General features: G+C 74.9%; 14 protein-coding genes. 2 read left to right on the forward strand and 12 right to left on the reverse strand.

The window, feature by feature from the left end; all coding sequences use genetic code 11:
* Positions 1-11 precede the first annotated feature (11 nt).
* A complete protein-coding gene (locus ACIQD7_RS00685; RefSeq protein ID WP_161373967.1) occupies positions 12-527 on the forward strand; it encodes an allene oxide cyclase barrel-like domain-containing protein in 516 nt (171 codons plus the stop codon).
* A gap of 8 nt (positions 528-535) precedes the next feature.
* Positions 536-1,588, forward strand: a complete 1,053-nt coding sequence (locus tag ACIQD7_RS00690; protein WP_402438085.1) for an aldo/keto reductase — start codon at positions 536-538, stop codon at positions 1,586-1,588.
* 118 nt (positions 1,589-1,706) lie between these two features.
* Here the strand turns inward: ACIQD7_RS00690 and ACIQD7_RS00695 are convergent, their stop codons facing one another.
* From ACIQD7_RS00695 to ACIQD7_RS00750, 12 genes are all read right to left on the reverse strand, one after another.
* The gene (locus tag ACIQD7_RS00695; protein ID WP_391057723.1) at positions 1,707-1,916 is read right to left on the reverse strand and encodes a 4Fe-4S domain-containing protein; all 210 of its coding nucleotides are present in this window, start codon (positions 1,914-1,916) and stop codon (positions 1,707-1,709) included.
* 14 nt (positions 1,917-1,930) lie between these two features.
* On the reverse strand, positions 1,931-3,145 hold the full coding sequence (locus ACIQD7_RS00700; RefSeq protein ID WP_402438089.1) for a cytochrome P450: 1,215 nt from the start codon (positions 3,143-3,145) through the stop codon (positions 1,931-1,933).
* Positions 3,146-3,169: 24 nt separating this feature from the next.
* The gene (locus ACIQD7_RS00705) at positions 3,170-4,357 is read right to left on the reverse strand and encodes an acyltransferase family protein (protein ID WP_402438092.1); all 1,188 of its coding nucleotides are present in this window, start codon (positions 4,355-4,357) and stop codon (positions 3,170-3,172) included.
* A 112-nt stretch (positions 4,358-4,469) separates the two neighbouring features.
* Entirely contained in the window at positions 4,470-4,676 is a 207-nt protein-coding gene (locus ACIQD7_RS00710; RefSeq protein ID WP_161373977.1) for a ferredoxin, read from the reverse strand.
* Positions 4,677-4,681: 5 nt separating this feature from the next.
* On the reverse strand, positions 4,682-5,869 hold the full coding sequence (locus tag ACIQD7_RS00715) for a cytochrome P450 (RefSeq protein WP_161373972.1): 1,188 nt from the start codon (positions 5,867-5,869) through the stop codon (positions 4,682-4,684).
* A 448-nt stretch (positions 5,870-6,317) separates the two neighbouring features.
* Complete coding sequence (locus ACIQD7_RS00720) at positions 6,318-7,970, reverse strand: dipeptide ABC transporter ATP-binding protein (protein ID WP_402438097.1); 1,653 nt, start codon at positions 7,968-7,970, stop codon at positions 6,318-6,320.
* On the reverse strand, positions 7,967-8,776 hold the full coding sequence (locus ACIQD7_RS00725) for an ABC transporter permease (RefSeq protein WP_351973208.1): 810 nt from the start codon (positions 8,774-8,776) through the stop codon (positions 7,967-7,969). Before ACIQD7_RS00725 ends, ACIQD7_RS00720 begins: the two co-directional genes overlap by 4 nt.
* On the reverse strand, positions 8,773-9,777 hold the full coding sequence (locus tag ACIQD7_RS00730; RefSeq protein ID WP_402438101.1) for an ABC transporter permease: 1,005 nt from the start codon (positions 9,775-9,777) through the stop codon (positions 8,773-8,775). Before ACIQD7_RS00730 ends, ACIQD7_RS00725 begins: the two co-directional genes overlap by 4 nt.
* Positions 9,762-11,417, reverse strand: coding sequence for an ABC transporter substrate-binding protein (locus tag ACIQD7_RS00735; protein ID WP_402438104.1), 1,656 nt, complete (start codon positions 11,415-11,417; stop codon positions 9,762-9,764). The genes ACIQD7_RS00730 and ACIQD7_RS00735 overlap by 16 nt, the downstream gene beginning before the upstream one ends.
* Before the next feature lie 118 nt (positions 11,418-11,535).
* Positions 11,536-12,552 (reverse strand): LLM class flavin-dependent oxidoreductase, encoded by a 1,017-nt coding sequence (locus tag ACIQD7_RS00740; protein ID WP_402438107.1) that lies wholly within the window; start codon positions 12,550-12,552, stop codon positions 11,536-11,538.
* 67 nt (positions 12,553-12,619) lie between these two features.
* Positions 12,620-14,656, reverse strand: coding sequence for an HAD-IIIC family phosphatase (locus ACIQD7_RS00745; protein WP_402438110.1), 2,037 nt, complete (start codon positions 14,654-14,656; stop codon positions 12,620-12,622).
* Entirely contained in the window at positions 14,653-17,784 is a 3,132-nt protein-coding gene (locus tag ACIQD7_RS00750) for a type I polyketide synthase (RefSeq protein WP_402438113.1), read from the reverse strand. Before ACIQD7_RS00750 ends, ACIQD7_RS00745 begins: the two co-directional genes overlap by 4 nt.
* Positions 17,785-17,788 lie beyond the last annotated feature (4 nt).

Consider the following 17,788-nt stretch of genomic DNA (forward strand, 5'->3'; position numbering starts at 1 on the left):
GAGGGCTCATCGTGGTGTTGCAGGTCCTGTCCGACTGGCTCACGCCGCTGGTCGCCACACCCCCGAAGACCGTCTCCCCGGAGGTCGGCGCCCTCCGCGACACCGGAAGGTCCCTGATCCTGCGCGACCTCACCGAGAAGGTCGTCGCGTACGAGTCGAACAACCCGGACCCCACCGGCACCACGCCCACCGAGAAGGACTTCGCCACCGTACGGCTGGAGATCTTCGGCCCCGACGGCACCCGGATCGGGCGGACCGAGGGCGCCGGCCGGATGCTCTACCGTCAGGAGGAGGACGGCCACTTCATCGCGTACTTCGGCGAGGAGATCACGCTCGACGACGGCAACGTCGTCCGGGCGGGCGGGCTCGTCGACGACGCCCGGCTGACCGCCGGCGAGTACGCGACGTTCCCCGCCGTCGTGGTCGGCGGGCCGCTGCGCGGCGCGATCGGCTTCCGGCAGTTCCGTCCCCTGGCCAAGGAGTCGCACACGACGTACGAGTCCTCGATCGTCCTGTACCGGAGGTGACGCGCGCCATGCCACCGGCCTCCGCCGCACACCCCGCCGTCCCCCCGGCCACTCCCCCGGCCGCTCCCCCCGCGCCGCTGCCCACCCGCCGCGTCGGCTCGCTGACGGTGGGCGCCCAGGGGCTCGGCTGCCTGGGCCTGTCCGAGTTCTACGGCCCGGTCGCCCCGGACACCGCGGTCGCCACGATCCGGCGCGCCCTCGACCTGGGCGTCACCCTGCTCGACACCGCCGACGTGTACGGGCACGGCGCGAACGAGGAGCTGGTCGGCCGGGCGGTCGCCGGGCGCCGCGACGAGGCGGTGATCTCGACGAAGTTCGGCGTCGTCCGGCCCGGTCCGGGGGTCGGCACGGGCATCCGGGGCGACGCGGCCCACGTCCGTGAGAGCTGCGAGGCCTCGCTGCGCCGGCTCGGCGTCGACCACATCGACCTGTTCACGCTCACCCGCCCCGACCGGAACGTCCCCGTCGAGGAGACCGTCGGGGCCCTGGCCGAGCTCCAGAAGGCCGGGAAGATCAGGGAGTTCGGGCTGAGCGAGGCGGGACCCCGGACCCTGGAGCGGGCGCACGCCGTCGCCCCGGTGGCCGCGCTGCAGACCGAGTGGTCACTGTGGTCGCGGGGCATCGAGCGCGAGGTGGTGGAGGTGTGCCGGCGGCTCGGCATCGCGATCGTCCCGTACGCGCCGCTCGGACGCGGGTTCCTGACCGGCACGGTCCGTTCCGCCGACGCGTTCGGCGAGGGCGACTTCCGCGGCTTCGGGCTGCCCCGGTTCACCCGGGAGAACCTCGCCGCGAACCTGCCGCTGGCCGACCGGCTGACCGCGCTCGCGGCCGAACTCGGCACGACGGCGGCCCGGTTGGCACTGGCCTGGCTGCACCACCGGGGCCCGGACGTCGTTCCCGTACCCGGGACCGGCGACCCGGAGCACCTGGCGGAGAACGCCTCGGCGGTCGGCCTCCGGCTCACCCCGTCCCAGCTCGCGGCGATCGAGGCGGCGGTCCCGGCGGACGAGGTCCACGGCGCCCGCTGGAACGAGCAGAGCCTGGCGTACGTCGAGGAATGACGGACGGGGCGGGGCCCGGGCGTTCCGGGGCGCGCACGACGGAGCGGGGCGGCCTCCCTCGTCAGGGGGGCCGCCCCGCCGCCTTTCGCGCGGCGCCCGTGGACGGCGGCGCCCGCCCTTACCGGAGGGCCTCCCCGTCCCGCGACAGCGACAGCGCGCGGGACGGGCAGAGGTCCACGGCCAGTTCGAGCTCCTCCAGGAAGTCCTCGCCCGGCTTCTCGTCCACGACCACCACCAGGCCGTCGTCGCCGTGGTCGAAGACCCCGGGGACGGTGACCGCGCAGTGTCCGGCCGCCATGCAGCGGTTCCGGTCGGCGTGCACCCGCATCGTCGTCCCCTCCCTCACCACTCGACCGGCAGGCGGTGCACGCCCTGCATGGTTCCGCCGCTGCGGGACGGGAGTTCGGCGACCGGGGTCGCCGTCCGCAGTCCCGGTATCCGGGCGAAAAGGGTGGTGAAGGCCACCTCCAGCTCCATCCGCGCGAGGTTCTGGCCCAGGCACTGGTGGATGCCGAAGCCGAACGTGAGGTGCTGCCGGGCCGACGCGGCGCCACCGCGGCCGTCGGACCGGTGGATGTCGAAGGCGTACGGGTCCTCGTACACCGCGGGGTCGCGGTTGGCCATCGAGGAGGAGACCAGTACGCCCTCCCCCGCCCTGATGACCTCGCCGTCGATCTCGACGTCCTCCTTCGCGACCCGGACCCCGGAGACGTCCGTCACCGAGACCATCCGCAGCAGCTCGTCCACGGCCGCCGGCACCGCCTCCGGCGGCGCCGCGCGGAACGCGGCCAGCTGGTCCGGGTGTTCGAGGAGGGTGACCACGCCGAGGGCGATCATCTGCGAGGTCGTGTCGTGGCCGCCGATCAGCAGGGCCAGCGCGATCCGCAGCAGGTCCTCCCGGGTGAGGTCCTCGCCGTCGACCCGGCCGGCGAGCCGGCCGAGCACCCCGTCCCCGCCGCCCGGCGTGCGCTCCTTCGCGGTGACGAGCTCGTCGAGGTAGTCCCACAGCGCCCGGCCCGCTGCCTCGGCGCCCTCGGCGTCCTTCGCCTGGAGCAGGCCCACGGTCTTCTCCTCGAAGAAGGCGTGGTCCTCGTACGGGACGCCGAGGAGCTGGGAGATCACCATCGACGGGATCGGCAGGGCGAAGTCCTCGACCAGGTCCGCCGGCGGCCCCTTGCGGAGGATGTCGTCCACCAGCTTCCCGGCCAGCTCCTCGACCCCGGGGCGCATCTCGCGGACGTGCTTGAGGCCGAAGTCGGGGGCGAGCAGGCGCCGGTGCACGTCGTGGACCGGCGGGTCGAAGCCGATGATGGCGATCGGTTTGAAGATCGGCGCCTCGAAGCGCGGCAGCACCACGGGGAAGTCGTCCCGGGACCGGTCTGCGGAGAACCTCGGGTCGGCGAGGACCTTCCGCCCGGTGGCGTGTCCGGTGACCATCCAGAGGGACGAGCCGTCCCACAGGGTCACCCGGTGCAGCGGGCCGCCGCGCCCGAGCTCCTGGTAGCCCGGGGAGGGTTGGTAGGGACAGGTCCTGTCCTGGGGATAGGAGAGCGCCATGCGGGTTCCTTCCGTCGTGTCGGGTCAGTCCGACGCCGCCGGCGCGGTGGGCGCCGCCGGGGTCCTTCCGTCCGCCGCCGCGGTCGGCGGCGGGACGGCGTGCGGGGCGGGGAGCGGCTTCGGGCGCCCCCAGCGGCGCATTCCCGGTTCCTCCACCAGCCGGTACAGCGCCCAGGCGAGCAGGGTGGTGACGGCGAACAGCGCGGCCAGCAGGGCGGTGGCCGGGACCGCGTCCCAGGTCCGGCCCGCGCCGAGGACCGTGTGGCCGTGCACCAGGACCAGGAAGTGCACGAGGTACGAGGCGTACGACACGGCTCCCAGCCACTGCAGCACGCGTCCCCGGAACGGCGAGAAGCCGCCGCGCACGTCCGCCGTGGCCACTGCGGGGATCAGCAGGGCGAGCGGCGCCACGATCGGCGCGGTGAGGCTGTAGACGCCGGGGAACTGGGAGACCTGGACGGCGAAGCCGAGGACGAGCAGGGCGAGCGCCGGTACCGGGCCGAAGCGGATCCAGCCGCCGGTGCGGACGATCCGGGCCATGACGATGCCGAGCGTGAAGTCCAGCGCGCGCACCGGCGGGAAGGAGACCAGGAGCCAGTTCTGGGTGAGCGTCATGTCCTGCCCCGGCAGCTTCGGCTCGCCCGCGAGCCAGGCCTGCGCGACGGCGGGCAGCAGCATGACGACCGCGACGATGCCGGCCGCGACCCACCACAGCCGGCGGGCCGGGACGCGCCGGACGAGGGCGTACAGCAGCGGGAACGCGAGGTAGAACAGCAGGTCGCAGGCGAGGGACCAGGTGACCACGTTGAGCGACAGGATGACGTCGAGCCGCGGGTACCAGGTGTGCACCAGGAACAGGCTCGGCAGCAGCTTGAACAGGTCGAGCGTCTGGCCGGCCCAGAGCGCGAGGGCGAGGGCGGCGAACCAGGTGACGACGTGGTTCGGGTAGACCTTGGCGAGCCGGCGGCGCCAGAAGCGGCGGGCCGGCTGTCCCTCCCGTACCGACCAGGTGAGGACGAAGCCGCTGAGGACGAAGAAGAACTCCACCCCGAGCCACCCGATCGCGAAGGCGTAGGGCCGCAGGGCCGCCTCGGTCTCCGGATGGTAGAAGCCGAGGACGAAGGAGTGGCAGAGGAAGACCAGGAAGGCCGCGGCGAAGCGCATTCCGGTGAGCGAGGGGAGTCTGGAGGGCTCCGTCGGCTGGGAGGACATGTGTCTCTTCTCGTCGGGGGGGGCTCGTGCGGGGGTTCTCGTAGGGGGGTCTCGTAAGGGGGTCTCGTACGGGGAGGCCCGTGCGGGGAGGCCCGTGCGGGGGGGCGGCGGGTCAGTGCGGGGACGGGCGCTCGGTGACATCGATGGCCCGCGCCGGGCACAGGTAGGCGGCCTTGCGGGCCCGGGCGTGGTGCTCGGGAGCGGGCTCCGGGGTCAGGAGGACGACGATGCCCTCGTCGTCCTGGTCGAAGACCTCGGGAAGGGTGGCCATGCAGCGGCCGCCGCTGATGCAGGACTCCCGGTCGGCGTGCAGCAGCATCGCGGTCACCACTCGACGGGCAGGGACAGCACGCGCTGCACCGTGCCCGCGCCGAGGATCGGCAGCTCGTCCACGCCGACAGCCAGCCGCAGGTCGGGGATGCGGGTCAGCAGCTCCCGGAAGGCGACCTCCAGTTCGAGGCGGGCGAGGTTCTGGCCGAGGCACTGGTGGATGCCGAAGCCGAAGGTCACGTGGTGGGTGTCGGAGCGCAGGACGTCGAACTCGTCGGGCCGCTCGTGGAAGTTCTCGTCGCGGTTGGCGAGGGTCCCGGAGACGAGGACGCCCTCGCCCGCGCGGATGAGGTGGCCGGCGATCTCGATGTCGCCCTTGGCGATCCGGGTGGCGACGAGGTCGGTGGTGGCGATGAAGCGCAGCAGCTCCTCGACGGCGCCGGGCAGCCGGCTGCGGTCCTCGTGGATCTTCGCGAGCTGGTCGGGGTGTTCGAGGAGGGTGATGAGGCCGAGGGCCAGGGACGAGGAGGTGGTCTCGTGGGCGGCGATGAGGAGGACGAGCGCGATGGAGACGAGCTCCTCGTGGCCGATGTCGCCGGTGAGCACCCGCTCGGTGACGAGCTGTCCGAGCAGGCCGTCCGTGGGGGACTTGATCTGCTCGGTGACCAGGCCGTCGATGTAGTCGACCAGGTTCTGCGCGGCGGTCGCCGACTCCTCCTCGGTGCCCAGCATGACCTTGCCGCTGGCGTCCTGGAAGAACTCGTGGTCCTCGTAGGGGACGCCGAGGTGGCGGCAGATGACGAGGGACGGCAGCGGGACGGCGAGCAGCGGCACCAGGTCCGCCGGCGGGCCGTGGGCGATGATCCGGTCGACGAAGCCGGAGACGATCTTCTCGATCTCCGGCCGCATCCGCCTGACCTGCTTGAGGCTGAAGTGCGGGTTGAGGTAGCGCCGGTAGATGTCGTGCTCCGGCGGGTCCATCGCGATCAGGGCGAGGCTGCGGGCGATGGCGGACCGGAAGCGGGGCGCGACGATCGGGAAGTCGGGGTGGGTGCGCAGCGAGGAGAGGTTCGGGTGGGTGAGGATCTCCCGGGACTCCTTGTAGCCGGTGACCATCCAGGCCTCGCGGCCGTCGAACAGGGTCACCTTGAGGACCGGTCCCGCCTCGCCGATCTCGCGGTATCCGGCGGGCGGCTGGTAGGGGCACGTGCGCGGCTGCGGGTACGGCGGTGCTTCTGCCATTGCCTTCTCGTCCTTCGAACGGGGGCGGAACGCCGGGGTACGGGTGACGGGACGGCCCCGTGGACCGGGACCGGGAATCGGGAGCCGCCGGGTGCGGGGGCCTTGGAGAGGCCGGAGCGCGGCCGGGGTGCTCGGGACCGGGGCCGCGGCCGAAGCCGGGGGCTGTCGGCCCTCGGGACCGGAGCCGTAGGAGCCAGGACCTTGGGGCCTTAGGGCCTTAGGCCGTGGGCCGTGGGCCGTGGGCCGTGGGCCGTGGGCCGTGGGCCGTGGGATGGTCGGGCCGTCGGGACCGGAGTCGTAGGAGCCGGACCCGTACGGAGCGGACGTGTACGGACCGGAGTCGTAGCGATCCGGTCGTCGGGAGGGGTGCCGCCGTGGGGGCTTCGGCACCGTGCACGGTGACGCTATTGAGCCGCGGGACGCCGGGCAAGCGCGGTTAAGCGCCGCTTCAGAACCCCTTTCGTCCGGTGCCGGGCGGACGCGGTACGGCCGCCAGGAGGGCGCGGGTGTAGGGGTGTTCGGGAGCGCGCAGGACCTTCTCGGCCGTACCGGACTCGACGACCCGTCCGTCCTTCATGACGGCGACCCGGTGGCTCAGCCGACGCACCACGCCGAGGTCGTGCGAGACGAACACGTAGGCCACGCCCAGGCGTTCCTGGACGCGGATCAGGACGTCGAGGACCTGGGCCTGGACGGAGGCGTCGAGGGCGGAGACCGGTTCGTCGCAGACCACGACGTCGGGGCCCGGCGCGAAGGCGCGGGCGATGGCCAGGCGCTGCGCCTGGCCGCCGGACAGGTCGCGGGCCCGGCGGTCCAGGACGTCGGGCCCGAGGTCGACGTGCTCCAGGAGCTCGGCGACGCGCGCGGCGCGGGCCTCCCGGGGGGTGCCGATCGCCCGCAGCGGCTCCTCCAGGAGCTGCCGGGCGGTGTAGCGGGGGTCGAAGGAGCCGAGCGGGTACTGGTGGATCATCTGGACGCGCCGGCGGGCCGTACGGCGTTCGGCGCGGGTGCGTTCGTCCCAGGTGCGCCCGTCGAGCTCCACGCGGCCCGCGTCGGGCGCGACGACGCCCAGCAGCATCCGGCCCACGGTGGTCTTGCCGGAGCCGGACTCGCCGACGACGCCGAGGGTCTCCCCGGCCCGTACGGTGAGCGACACCCCGTCGACGGCGGTGAGTTCGGGCCGGCCGGGCAGCCGGTACCGCTTCACCAGCCCCTCGGCGCGCAGCAGGACGGGCCCGGGTTCGGGCGCGGCCCTGGTCTCCTCGCCGGGGACGGCCGCGACCAGGGCCCGGGTGTACGGGTGGCGGGGCGCGGACAGGATCCGCCCGGCGGGGCCCTCCTCGACGAACCGTCCGTCCTTCATGACGTGGACGCGGTCGGCCAGTTCGCCCACGACGCCGAGGTCGTGGCTGATGAGCAGGACGGCGGTGCCGTCGCGGGCGCGGGCGCGCAGCAGCCGGAGGATCTGCTGCTGCACGGTGGCGTCGAGGGCGGTGGTGGGCTCGTCGGCGATGAGCAGGTCGGGGCGGGCGGCGAGCGCGGAGGCGATCAGGGAGCGCTGGCGCAGGCCGCCGGAGAGCTGGTGGGGGTACTGGGCGGCCCGGGCCCGGGGGTCGGGGACGCCCGCCGCTTCGAGCAGCCGTTCCGTCTCGTCCCGGATCCGCGAGGGCGGGACGGTCCGGTGGGTGCGCAGGGGTTCGGCGACCTCCGCGCCGACGCGGCGGAGCGGGTCGAGCGAGCCGAGCGCGTCCTGGAGCACGAAGCCGATGCGCCGGCCGCGCAGCGCGCGCAGCCGGCGGCCGTCGAGTCCGCGCAGGTCGACGCCGTCGAAGGCCAGCGCGGCGGCCCGGACGTCGGCTCCCTCGCCGGCCAGGCCGACGAGGCTGCGGGCCGTGACGCTCTTGCCGGAGCCGGACTCCCCGACGACGGCGACGATCTCCCCCGGCCGTACGGTGAACGACACCCCGCGCACCGCCTCCACCCGGCGGCGGCCGCGGCCGAAGGAGATGGTCAGGTCCTCCACCCGGACCAGTGCGCGGGCGGCCGGTCCTTCGGAGGTCTTCGGGGTTCCGGCCGGTGCCGTGCGGGACTCGGTGCTCATGCGGTGCTCCCGTCGACGGTGCGCTGGAGGTGGCGGCCGACCGTCGTGATCGCGAGGACGGCGAGGGTGATGGCCGCGCCGGGGAAGGCGGCGGGCCACCAGGCGAGGGCGAGGAAGTCGCGGCTGCCGGCCAGCATCGCGCCCCATTCGGCGGTGGGCGGCTGGGGGCCGAGGCCGACGAAGCTCAGGCTGGAGCTGGCGACGATCATCGCGCCGAGGGAGACGGTGGCGAGCGCGAGGACGGGTCCGAGCGCGTTGGGCAGGACGTGCCGCAGGACCACCTGGGGGCGGGTCCAGCCGAAGCCGTACGCGGCCTCGACGTACGTGCGGCCGCGCAGCGAGATCACCTCGGCGCGGGTGACCCGGGCGAAGCCGGGCAGGGCTCCGACGGCGAGGCCGACGGTGGCGGCGCCCGCGCCCGGGCCGAGGACGGCGACGACGAGGAAGACGAGGAGGAGGCCGGGCACGGAGAGCAGGACGTCGAGGAACCGGCCGATGGCCTGGTCGGCGAACCGGCCGAGCTGGGCGGCGGCGACGCCGACGAGGGCGCCGCCGACGAGGGCGAGGACGACCGCGCCGACGCCGATGAGCAGCGACGGCCGGGCTCCGTACACGATCCGCGCGTACAGGTCGCGGCCGTTCTGGTCGGTGCCGAGCCAGTGCCCGCCGCCGGGCGGGCGCAGCAGGGCGTCGACGTCGGCCGCGTCGGGGTCGACGGAGGTGAAGAGGCCGGGGAAGGCGGCCATGGCGGTGAGCACGGCGAGGACCGCCACGCCGGTCCAGAGGCCGATGCGGGGGCGGGTCACGCGGGCCTCCCGGTGTCGCGGATCCGGGGGTCGACGAGCCATTGGAGGGCGTCGACGACGAGGTTGACGAGGACGAACACGGCGGCGGCGAGCAGGACGACGGCCATGACGACGGGCATGTCCTTGTTCTGGACCGCCGACAGGACCAGGCGGCCGACGCCCTGCCGGGAGAAGACGATCTCGACGATCACGGCCCCGCCGATCAGGGAGCCCGCGATCCAGCCCAGGAGCGTCGTGGCGGGCAGCAGGGCGTGCCGGAGCACGTGCCGGAGGCGCAGGGCGAGTTCGCCGATGCCGCGGGCGCGGGCGGTGACCACGAAGGGTTCGCCGAGGGCGCGGAGCAGTCCTTCGCGGAGCACCTGGGCGACCACGGCGGTGGGCGCGGCGGCGAGCGCGAGCGTCGGCAGGACCAGTCCGCTCGCGCCGGGTGCGCCGACGGTGGGGAACCAGCCCAGGCCGAAGGAGAAGAAGGTCAGCAGGAGCAGGCCGAGCCAGAACGGCGGCAGGGCGACGACGACGGACTCGGCGGCGGCGAAGAGGCTCCGCACCCAGCGGTGGCGGTGTGCCCCGAGGACGGCGAGGACGACCGAGCCGACGGCGGTGACGAGCAGGGTGGAGGCGATCAGGGTGAGGGTGGCGGGCAGCTGGGAGCCGACGGCCTCCCACACGGGCTGACGCAGCACGTACGAGTCCCCGAAGTCGCCGCGGAGGATCCGGGCGAGGTGGTCGAGGTACTGGGTGAGCAGCGGGTCGTCCAGGTGGTGTTCGGCGATGATCTCGGCGCGGACGCGGGGCGAGACGCTGGACCGGGCGAGCAGCACGTCCGCGGTGCTGCCCGGCATGATCCGCAGGACCACGAAGGCGAGGGTGACCGCGCCCCACAGGACGACGACGGCGCCGGCCGCGCGGCCGAGGACGAGCCGGAGGAGGCGGACGGGACGGGCCCGCTCCCGGGCGGTGTCGCCGGGAGCGGGCCCGTCGCCGGTCAGGAGGCCAGCCATGTCGCGTAGAGGCCCGCGGAGCCGTCGGCGGTGAAGCCGGTGCCGCGCACCGCGTCGCGGGTGGCGAGGGTGGAGACGGGCGAGTAGATCGGCAGGACGGCGGCGTCCTCGGTGATCCGCCGCTGTACCTCGCGGTAGATCCGGAACTGTTCCTTCTGGTCGGTGGCGCGCTGTGCGTCGGCGAACAGCTTCTCCACGTCCGGATTGTCGTAGCGGGCCATGTTGTTGCTGATGCCGCGGGTGGGGGTGGGGATGTTCTCCTTGCCGAACAGGACGCGCAGGACGTCGGGTCCGGGCGAGGAGAAGCTGGTGTCGATGATCTCGTAGTCGCCGGCGAGCAGCCGCTCGACGAAGGTGCCGCCGTCGACGTTCTCCTCGACGAACTCGACGCCGAGCTTCTTGCCGGCGGCCTGGATCTGCACGGCGAGGTTGGTGATGGACGGGTCGGACCACAGGTGCCGGACGCGCAGCCGCTTGCCGTCCTTGGTGCGGTAGCCCTGGGCGTCGCGGGCGGTCCAGCCCGCCCCGTCGAGCAGCCGGCCCGCCTCCTCGGGGTCGTGGGCGTAGGCGGCGGCGAGCGAGGCGTCGTGGCCGGGGGTCGTCGCGGAGAGCGGGCCCTTGGCGGAGGGGTACTGGCCGAAGTGGACGCGCTGGGCGATGGTCGACCAGTCGATGCCGGCGCGCAGCGCCTTGCGTACGGCGGCGTCGGCGAGCGGTCCCTTGGCGGTGTTCGGCCAGTAGCTGTAGTTGGCGCCGGGGAAGCTGGTGCTGTGGAGCGTGAAGCCGGGGGTCTCGCGGATTTGGCGGGTGCTGGTGGGGTCGAGTCCGGTGGCGGCGTCGACCTGGCCGCTGGTGAGCGCGCCGAAGCGGGAGGCGTTGTCCGGGACGACCTGGACCCGGATGCCGTCGAGGTGGGCCGGGCCGGAGTGGCCGGCGGACTCGGGGGCCCAGTCGTGGTCGGGGTTCCGGGTATAGTCGATGCCCTTCTGCGCGACGAGTCCGGTGGTGGTGCGGAACGGGCCGGTGCCGACGATCTTCTTGCAGAGCGCGGCGGTGGATCCCTTGAGGCCGGCCGGGGACTCGATGCCGAGGTTGGGCAGCGCGAGGGCCCCGAGGAAGCCCGAGTCGGGCTGCTTGAGGGTGATCTCGACCGTGTGGGGGTCGACGGCCCGGGAGGACTTGTAGGCGGAGATGAGGCTGGAGGCGAGCAGGGACTTGGTCGCGGGGTCGGCGACGTGGTCGAGGTTGGCGACCACGGCCGCCGCGTCGAAGCGGGCGCCGTCGGTGAAGGTGACGTCGTCGCGGAGGGCGAAGGTGTAGGTCCGTCCGTCGGGCGACAGCGTCCAGCTCTTGGCCAGCCAGGGCTCGAAGGCGCCCTTCGGGGTCTGGTGGACCAGGGAGTCCAGGATCGGCCGGGAGAGCAGCCGGGCGGCCTCGGTGGGGCTCTGGTGGGGGTCGAGGCACTCGGGTTCCTTGGCGATGGCGATCCGCAGGGTGCCCCCGTCGCGGGGCGGGCCCCCGGCGGGGCCGCCGCCGGTGCCGGATCCCGCGGAGCACGCGGTCACCAGCGCCGTCAGGAAGGCGGTCCCCGCCGCCAGGGTGGCGGATCTCTTCGTCCGTGTCCGTGTACCCGAGTGCATACTCGTCGTCCTCATCGCTTGTGCCGTGACGTTCGGTGAGTCACGGTGCACGGCCTGCCTAAAGCCGGTCTGAAAGCGGGCGGCGGACGGGTGCGCGGGGCGGCCGGAGCCGGTCCGGTCAGAGGGAGGCGGCGATCTTCGCGACGAGTTCGTACGAGCGGATCCGGGCCTCGTGGTCGGGCACCTGGGTGAGGACGAAGAGTTCGTCGGCGCGGGTGCGGGCGACGAACTCCGCGAGCCGGGGCGCGACGCGGTCCGGGGAGCCGACGAACTGGGGGTCGACGCGGGAGCGGAGGAAGTCCCGCTCGGCGGACGTGTAGGTGTGCGCGGCGGCCTCCTCCTCGGTGGGCAGGACGCCCTCCGGGTCGACGGTGCGCATGAGGATCTGGCCGTACACGAAGGCCTCGGCGAGCCGGTGGGCGCGCGCGTCGCTGTCGGCGGCGACCGCTATCACCGCGACGCAGGCGTGCGGTGCGGGGCGGCCCGGGGCGGGCCGGAACGCCTCGCGGTAGGCGTCCAGGGCCTCGGGGGCGCCGCCGCCGACGATGGCGTGGGCGTAGACGTACGGCAGTCCGGCCCGGCCGGCGTGGACGGCGCTGCCGATGCTGGAGCCGACGAGCCAGAACCGGGGCGGGACCTCGGGCTCGGGGACCGCCCGCACTCCCTGGTGGCCTCCGGCGAAGTAGCCGCGCAGCTCGTCGAACTGGGCGTCGAAGCCGAGCCGGCGGGGGTCGCCGAGGCGGGCGGCGGAGGCGGGCGAGCCGCCGGTGGCCCGGCCGAGTCCGAGGTCGACGCGGCCGGGGTAGAGGCTGGCGAGCACGCCGAACTGCTCGGCGACGGCGAGGGCGGAGTGGTTGGGCAGCAGGACCGCGCCGGACCCGACGGTGAGGGTGCGGGTGGCCTGGAGCAGGGGTCCGGCGAGGACGGCGGGGCTGGACGTGGCGAGGGCGGGGGTGCCGTGGTGCTCCGCCACCCAGTAGCGGCGGTAGCCGAAGCCCTCCACCGCCGCGGCCAGGTCGACGGAGCGGCGCAGCGCGTCGCCGGGGGTGTCGCCCCGCCAGACCGGGACCGTGTCGTGCACCGAAATCGCGATTCCCTCGGCCACCGGGTTCTCCTCCTGCTGCTGGGTGGTCACCGGTCTCGCGGACGCGATCCTGAGGCGACCTCATGTTGTCGTCCCGGGCAGTTAAGTCGAGTACGCCTCAGGTTGTCAATGCCGGGGCGCCCGGGGCCGGGAGCAGGTCTTCGGCCACGTCCAGGGCCAGGTGGCCGGGCACCTCGGGCCGCCGCTCCAGGCGGTGCGCGAAGGCGGTCCCGGCCGCTGCCTCGGCGCTGTCCGCTCCGGTGCTGTCCGTCCCGGTGCTGTCCGTCCCGGTGCTGTCCGTCCCGGTGCTGTCCGTCCCGGGCCCGGCCGCCTCGGGCCCGAGCTCCTCGAACCCGTAATGGGCGTAGAGGCCGGCGACCTTGGCGTTCTTCGCGGTCGGCCGGTACGTCCCGCGCACCTCGGCGAAGCCGGCTCCGGCGGCCCGGTCCAGGAGCGCCGCCAGGCAGGCCTGTTCGATGCCCCGGGCGAACACCCGGCAGCTGAGCAGCATGTTCTCGATGTGCAGGACCTTCTCCTCGGCGCGCAGGAACACCGCGCCGACGAGCCCGTTGCTCCCGAACCGGTCCCCCGTCGTCAGCCCGAGGACGGCGGTGTCCGGCCCCGCGGCCCTGGCCCGCACCTCCTCGGCCGACAGCCGCCGCGTCGTGAGGTTGAACTGGTTGGTGCGCAGGGTGAGCTGGGACAGCCGGGGGATCTCCGCCGGGGCCGCCGGAGCCAGCCGGACGGTCACGCCGAGCCCGGCGAGGAACTCCTCGGCACCGCCCGCGGCGGACAGGAAGTCCGCCCGCGCCGCCTCCTCGCGGTAGCGGCGGGTGCGGACCCGGTCCTCGGACGTCACCTCCGTCGTCGTGAACCAGCCGTCCGCGAGCAGCCGCGTCACGTGCAGCGCCGGATCGCCGTCCAGCGGAACCACCGTCGTCTCCGGGAGCTCCGCGCCCACCGCCGCGCACTCGCTCGGGTTGTCGTCGGCGAACACCACGCTGTCCCCGCCCAGGTTGAGGCCCTCGGCCAGGGCGCGCAGCGACTCCGGCTTAGGCTGCCAGCCGGCGAGGATCCGTACGAAGTCCTCCTCCCGCACCCGCAGGTCGGGATGGTCGCGGAGGGCCGCCACCACGGCGTCCCGGTCGTTCTTGCTGACCGCGGCGAGGAGCACCCCCTGCGACTGGAGCTGTTTCACGACCCCCTGGACCCGGTGGAAGGCCTCGCCCCGGCGGCCGTGCGCCACCTCGATCCCCTCCACGCCGTCGTCGCCCAGGACGCCGCCCCACAGGGTCTCGTCGAGGTCCACGGCCAGCACCTTCTTCGTCCGGCCGGTCACCGCCCGGACGAGGTGGCCCAGTTCGCGGGCGTACGCGGCGAGGAACGCGTCGGAGAACCGGGCGCCCGCGTACGCGTCGAAGCGGGCGTCGGCGAGCGCGACGGGTTCGCCGAGCAGCGGGTCGACGTCGAGCACCACGATCCGGCCGGGCCCCTCGCCGGCCCCGAACCCGAGGAGTTCCGCGTTGGCGGTCCGCCAGACCGCGCCGAGCCGCGCGCGGGACGGCAGGTCGAGCAGCTGCGCCTGCTGGTTCCTGGGCAGCGGCGGCGTGTTGAGGACGAGGGTGCCGGAGGAGCGGGCGGCGAACCCGGTCGCCAGCCCCCGCCACAGCGCCAGTTTGCGCCGCAGGACGTCGTCGACGTCCTCCGCGGTGAACGGCACCGGCACCTCGTCGAAGACGGTCGCGTGGTCCAGGACGCACACGGTCACGTCGGCGGGCTCCGTGTGCAGGGAACTCGCCGGGTCGCCGAGTTCGTGCACGTACGAGCCGAAGCCGGTGAGCCGCACCTCGGGCAGGAAGCCGTGGCGGGCGAGCTCGGCGAGCAGCGCCGTCCGCAGCGCGTCCAGGGTGCCGCCGCCGGTCAGCGCGACCGTGACGGAGGGCAGCCCGGGGTGGTGGGCGCGGGCCCGCGCCGGGTCGACGCGGGCGAGGAGGCGGGCCGCGCGGGCGAGGTCCGGCCGGTCGAGCGCGGCGAGCAGGGCGGGCACGCGGTCGAAGTGGCGGTCCAGGCCGCCGCCGCGGTGCAGGGACCGCAGGGCGTCGAGGGCGGCGGACGAGGAGGCGGGGGCGGGAACGGGTGCGGGGTCGGTCGTCATCGGACGGTCTCCGGGGTGCGGGGGGCGAGCGACGCGAGGAGGTGCGCGGCCAGTTCGTGTGCGGTGCGGTGCTCCAGGACGACGGAGGGGCGGACCTCGGCCCCGGTCTCGCGGTTCAGCCGGGCGGCGATCTCCAGCGAGCCGAAGGAGGTGATGCCGATCCCGGTGAGGTCGGCGGCCGGGTCGACCTCGCCGGGCGCGTAGCCCAGGGCCGCGGCGACGGCGTCGAGGACGCGGGCGAGCACGACGCCCTCCCGCTCCTCCTCGGGCACCTCGTCCAGCGCCAGGACGGGCGGCTCCGCCCGCTCGGCGGCGAACGCGGTCGTGTCGGGTACGGGGCCGGGTGCGGCGGCGGCCCGGCGCAGCCAGTACGAGCGGTGCTGGAACGGGTAGACGGGCACGAGGGCCGGGTCGGCGGCCGGTCCCGCGCCGAGCAGCCGGTCCCAGTCGACGCGGACGCCCCGGCAGTGCGCCTGGGCGACGGCCCGGACGACCGAGGCGGCCTCCGCGGCCGGGCGGCGGACCAGCGGGATCACGGCGGCCTCGTCCCGCCGGTCGGCGAGGCAGTCGGCGACGAGCCCGGTCATGGTGGTGTCGGGGCCGATCTCGACGAAGGTGTCGACGCCGAGGCCGCGCAGGGCCGTCACGCCGTCGTGGAAGCGGACCGCTTCGCGCACCTGGGCCGACCAGCGGCCCGACGCGGCGAGTTCGGCGGCGTCGACGACCGCGCCGGTGCGGTTGGCCACCAGGGGGACCTTCGGCCGCGCGACGGCGAGTCCGGCCGCCGCCGCGTCGACCGCGGCGAGCGCGGGCTCCATGTGCGGGGAGTGGAAGGCGTGGCTGACCTTGAGCGCCTTGGTCCGTACGCCCTCCGCCCGCCAGAGCGCCGCGAGCCGGCGCACGGCGTCGGCGTCGCCGGACACCACGGTGGACCGGGGGCCGTTGACGGCGGCGACGGCCACCGCTCCCCCGGCGCGCGCCAGCGACTCCCGGACCTCGGCCTCGGAGGCCCGGATCGCGACCATCCCCCCGCCGCCGGGGGCGGCCTGCATGGCGCGGGCCCGGGCGACGACGAGCCGGGCGGCGCCGTCCAGGGTCAGGGCGCCGCCGACGTGGGCGGCCGTGAGCTCGCCGATCGAGTGGCCGAGGAGCGCGGCCGGGACGAGCCCGAAGGACTCCGCGAGCCGGGCGAGCGCCGTCTGCACGGCGAACAGCGCCGGCTGGGTGTACTCGGTCCGCTCCAGGAGCGCCGCCCGGGGGCTGCCGGGCGCGGCCAGGACCACGTCCCGCAGAGCGGGTCCCCCGTCCGGGCCCCGGGCCGCGTCGAGGGCGGCGCACACGGCGTCGAAGGCCTCGGCGTACACCGGGAACCGGTCGAGGAGTCCGGCGCCCATGCCGGGCCGCTGAGTGCCCTGGCCGCTGAACACGAAGGCGATCCGGGGCTCGGGGCCGGCGCTCGTGACGGGCGCGGAGGGGGCCGCGAGCGCGTCGAGCTCCCGGCCGAGTCCGGTCGCGTCGGCGCCCTGGACGGCGGCCCGGTACCGGAAGGGCGTACGGCGGGTGGCCAGGGTCCGCGCGACGGCGCCGAGATCGGTGTCCGGCCGGTCCCGCAGCAGCGCCCGCAGCCGCCCCGCCTGGGCCCGCACCGCCTCGGGCGACCGCCCGGACAGGGCCCAGACGACGTCCGTGCCGGGGGCGCCGGGGCCCGGGGCTCCCTCGCCCGGGTCCCCGGAGGCTTCGGCGGTGATGGGTTCCGGGTCCGGCGCGTACTCCTCCACGATGACGTGGGCGTTGGTGCCGCTGATGCCGAACGAGGAGACGCCCGCCCGGCGCGGGCGGTCCCCGGCGGCGGGCCAGGGGCGGGCCTCGCTGAGGACGGCCACGCGTCCGGAGGGCCAGTCGACGAACTCGGACCACTCGTCGGCGTGCAGGGTCGCCGGCAGGACGCCGTGCCGCAGGGCCTGGACCGTCTTGATCACGCCGGCCACGCCGGCCGCCGCCTGGGTGTGGCCGAGGTTCGACTTCACCGAGCCGATGTAGAGCGGGGCCGTACGGCCGGGGTCCTCGCCGTACGCGGCGATGAGGGCGGCCGCCTCGATCGGGTCGCCGAGGGCCGTCCCGGTGCCGTGCGCCTCGACCGCGTCGACGGCGGAGGCCGGGATCCCCGCCGCGCGCAGGGCCGCCTCGACGACCTTGCGCTGGGCGGGCCCGCTCGGCGCGGTGAGCCCGTTGCTCGCCCCGTCGGAGTTGACCGCCGAGCCGGGCAGCAGGGCCAGTACGGGATGCCCGTTGCGGCGCGCGTCGGAGAGCCGCTCCAGGACCAGGAGCCCCGCCCCCTCGCCGAAGCCCGTGCCGTCCGCCCCCTTGCCGAAGGCCTTGCAGCGGCCGTCGGCGGCGAGCCCGCCCTGCGCCGCGAAGTCGGTGAAGACCCGGGGCGTCGACATCACGGTCACCCCGCCCGCCAGCGCCAGGTCGCACTCGGCCCGGCGCAGCGACTCGGCGGCCAGGTGCAGGGCGACCAGGGACGACGAGCAGGCGGTGTCGACGGTCAGGGCGGGGCCCTCGAAGCCGAAGGTGTGCGCGAGCCGCCCCGAGACGATGCTGGCCGCGTTGCCCGTCATCAGATGGCCCTCGACGTCCGGGGGGACGGTGCCGGGCGGCGGCGCGTACTCCTGGTAGATCGCCCCGGCGAAGACGCCCGTACGGCTGCCGCGCAGGTCGCCCGGCAGGATCCCGGCCCGTTCGAGGGCCTCCCAGGACAGTTCGAGGAGCTGCCGGTGCTGCGGGTCCATCGCCAGGGCCTCCGTGGGGCCGATGCCGAAGAACCCGGGGTCGAAGCCGGCCGCGTCGTCGAGGAAGCCGCCGGCCCGCGCGTGCTCCAGGGCGGCCGGGTCCCAGCCGCGGTCCTCCGGCGGGCCCCCGACGGTGTCCGCGCCCCGCGCGACGACCTCCCAGAGGTCCTCGGGCGAGCGGACCCCGCCGGGATAGCGGCAGGCCATGGAGACCACGGCCACCGGCTCGCGGAACGCGGCGAGCCGCGCCGCGTGCTCGGCCAGTTCCCTCTTGGTCCGGGCGAGTTCCTTCGTCATCCACTGGAGGTACTCGACCAGTGTCTTCTCGTCGGCCATGACT

The organism is Streptomyces sp. NPDC093071 (assembly GCF_044754545.1).
In the GTDB taxonomy this organism is placed as follows: domain Bacteria; phylum Actinomycetota; class Actinomycetes; order Streptomycetales; family Streptomycetaceae; genus Streptomyces.

Bases quoted from the DNA above. Each gene is read 5' to 3' on its own strand.
- ACIQD7_RS00750 (WP_402438113.1), bottom strand. From the start codon at position 17,784: ATGGCCGACGAGAAGACACTGGTCGAGTACCTCCAGTGGATGACGAAG.
- ACIQD7_RS00745 (WP_402438110.1), bottom strand. From the start codon at position 14,656: ATGACGACCGACCCCGCACCCGTTCCCGCCCCCGCCTCCTCGTCCGCC.
- ACIQD7_RS00700 (WP_402438089.1), bottom strand. From the start codon at position 3,145: ATGGCGCTCTCCTATCCCCAGGACAGGACCTGTCCCTACCAACCCTCC.
- ACIQD7_RS00690 (WP_402438085.1), top strand. From the start codon at position 536: ATGCCACCGGCCTCCGCCGCACACCCCGCCGTCCCCCCGGCCACTCCC.
- ACIQD7_RS00735 (WP_402438104.1), bottom strand. From the start codon at position 11,417: ATGCACTCGGGTACACGGACACGGACGAAGAGATCCGCCACCCTGGCG.
- ACIQD7_RS00695 (WP_391057723.1), bottom strand. From the start codon at position 1,916: ATGCGGGTGCACGCCGACCGGAACCGCTGCATGGCGGCCGGACACTGC.
- ACIQD7_RS00720 (WP_402438097.1), bottom strand. From the start codon at position 7,970: ATGAGCACCGAGTCCCGCACGGCACCGGCCGGAACCCCGAAGACCTCC.
- ACIQD7_RS00710 (WP_161373977.1), bottom strand. From the start codon at position 4,676: ATGCTGCTGCACGCCGACCGGGAGTCCTGCATCAGCGGCGGCCGCTGC.
- ACIQD7_RS00715 (WP_161373972.1), bottom strand. From the start codon at position 5,869: ATGGCAGAAGCACCGCCGTACCCGCAGCCGCGCACGTGCCCCTACCAG.
- ACIQD7_RS00705 (WP_402438092.1), bottom strand. From the start codon at position 4,357: ATGTCCTCCCAGCCGACGGAGCCCTCCAGACTCCCCTCGCTCACCGGA.
- ACIQD7_RS00730 (WP_402438101.1), bottom strand. From the start codon at position 9,777: ATGGCTGGCCTCCTGACCGGCGACGGGCCCGCTCCCGGCGACACCGCC.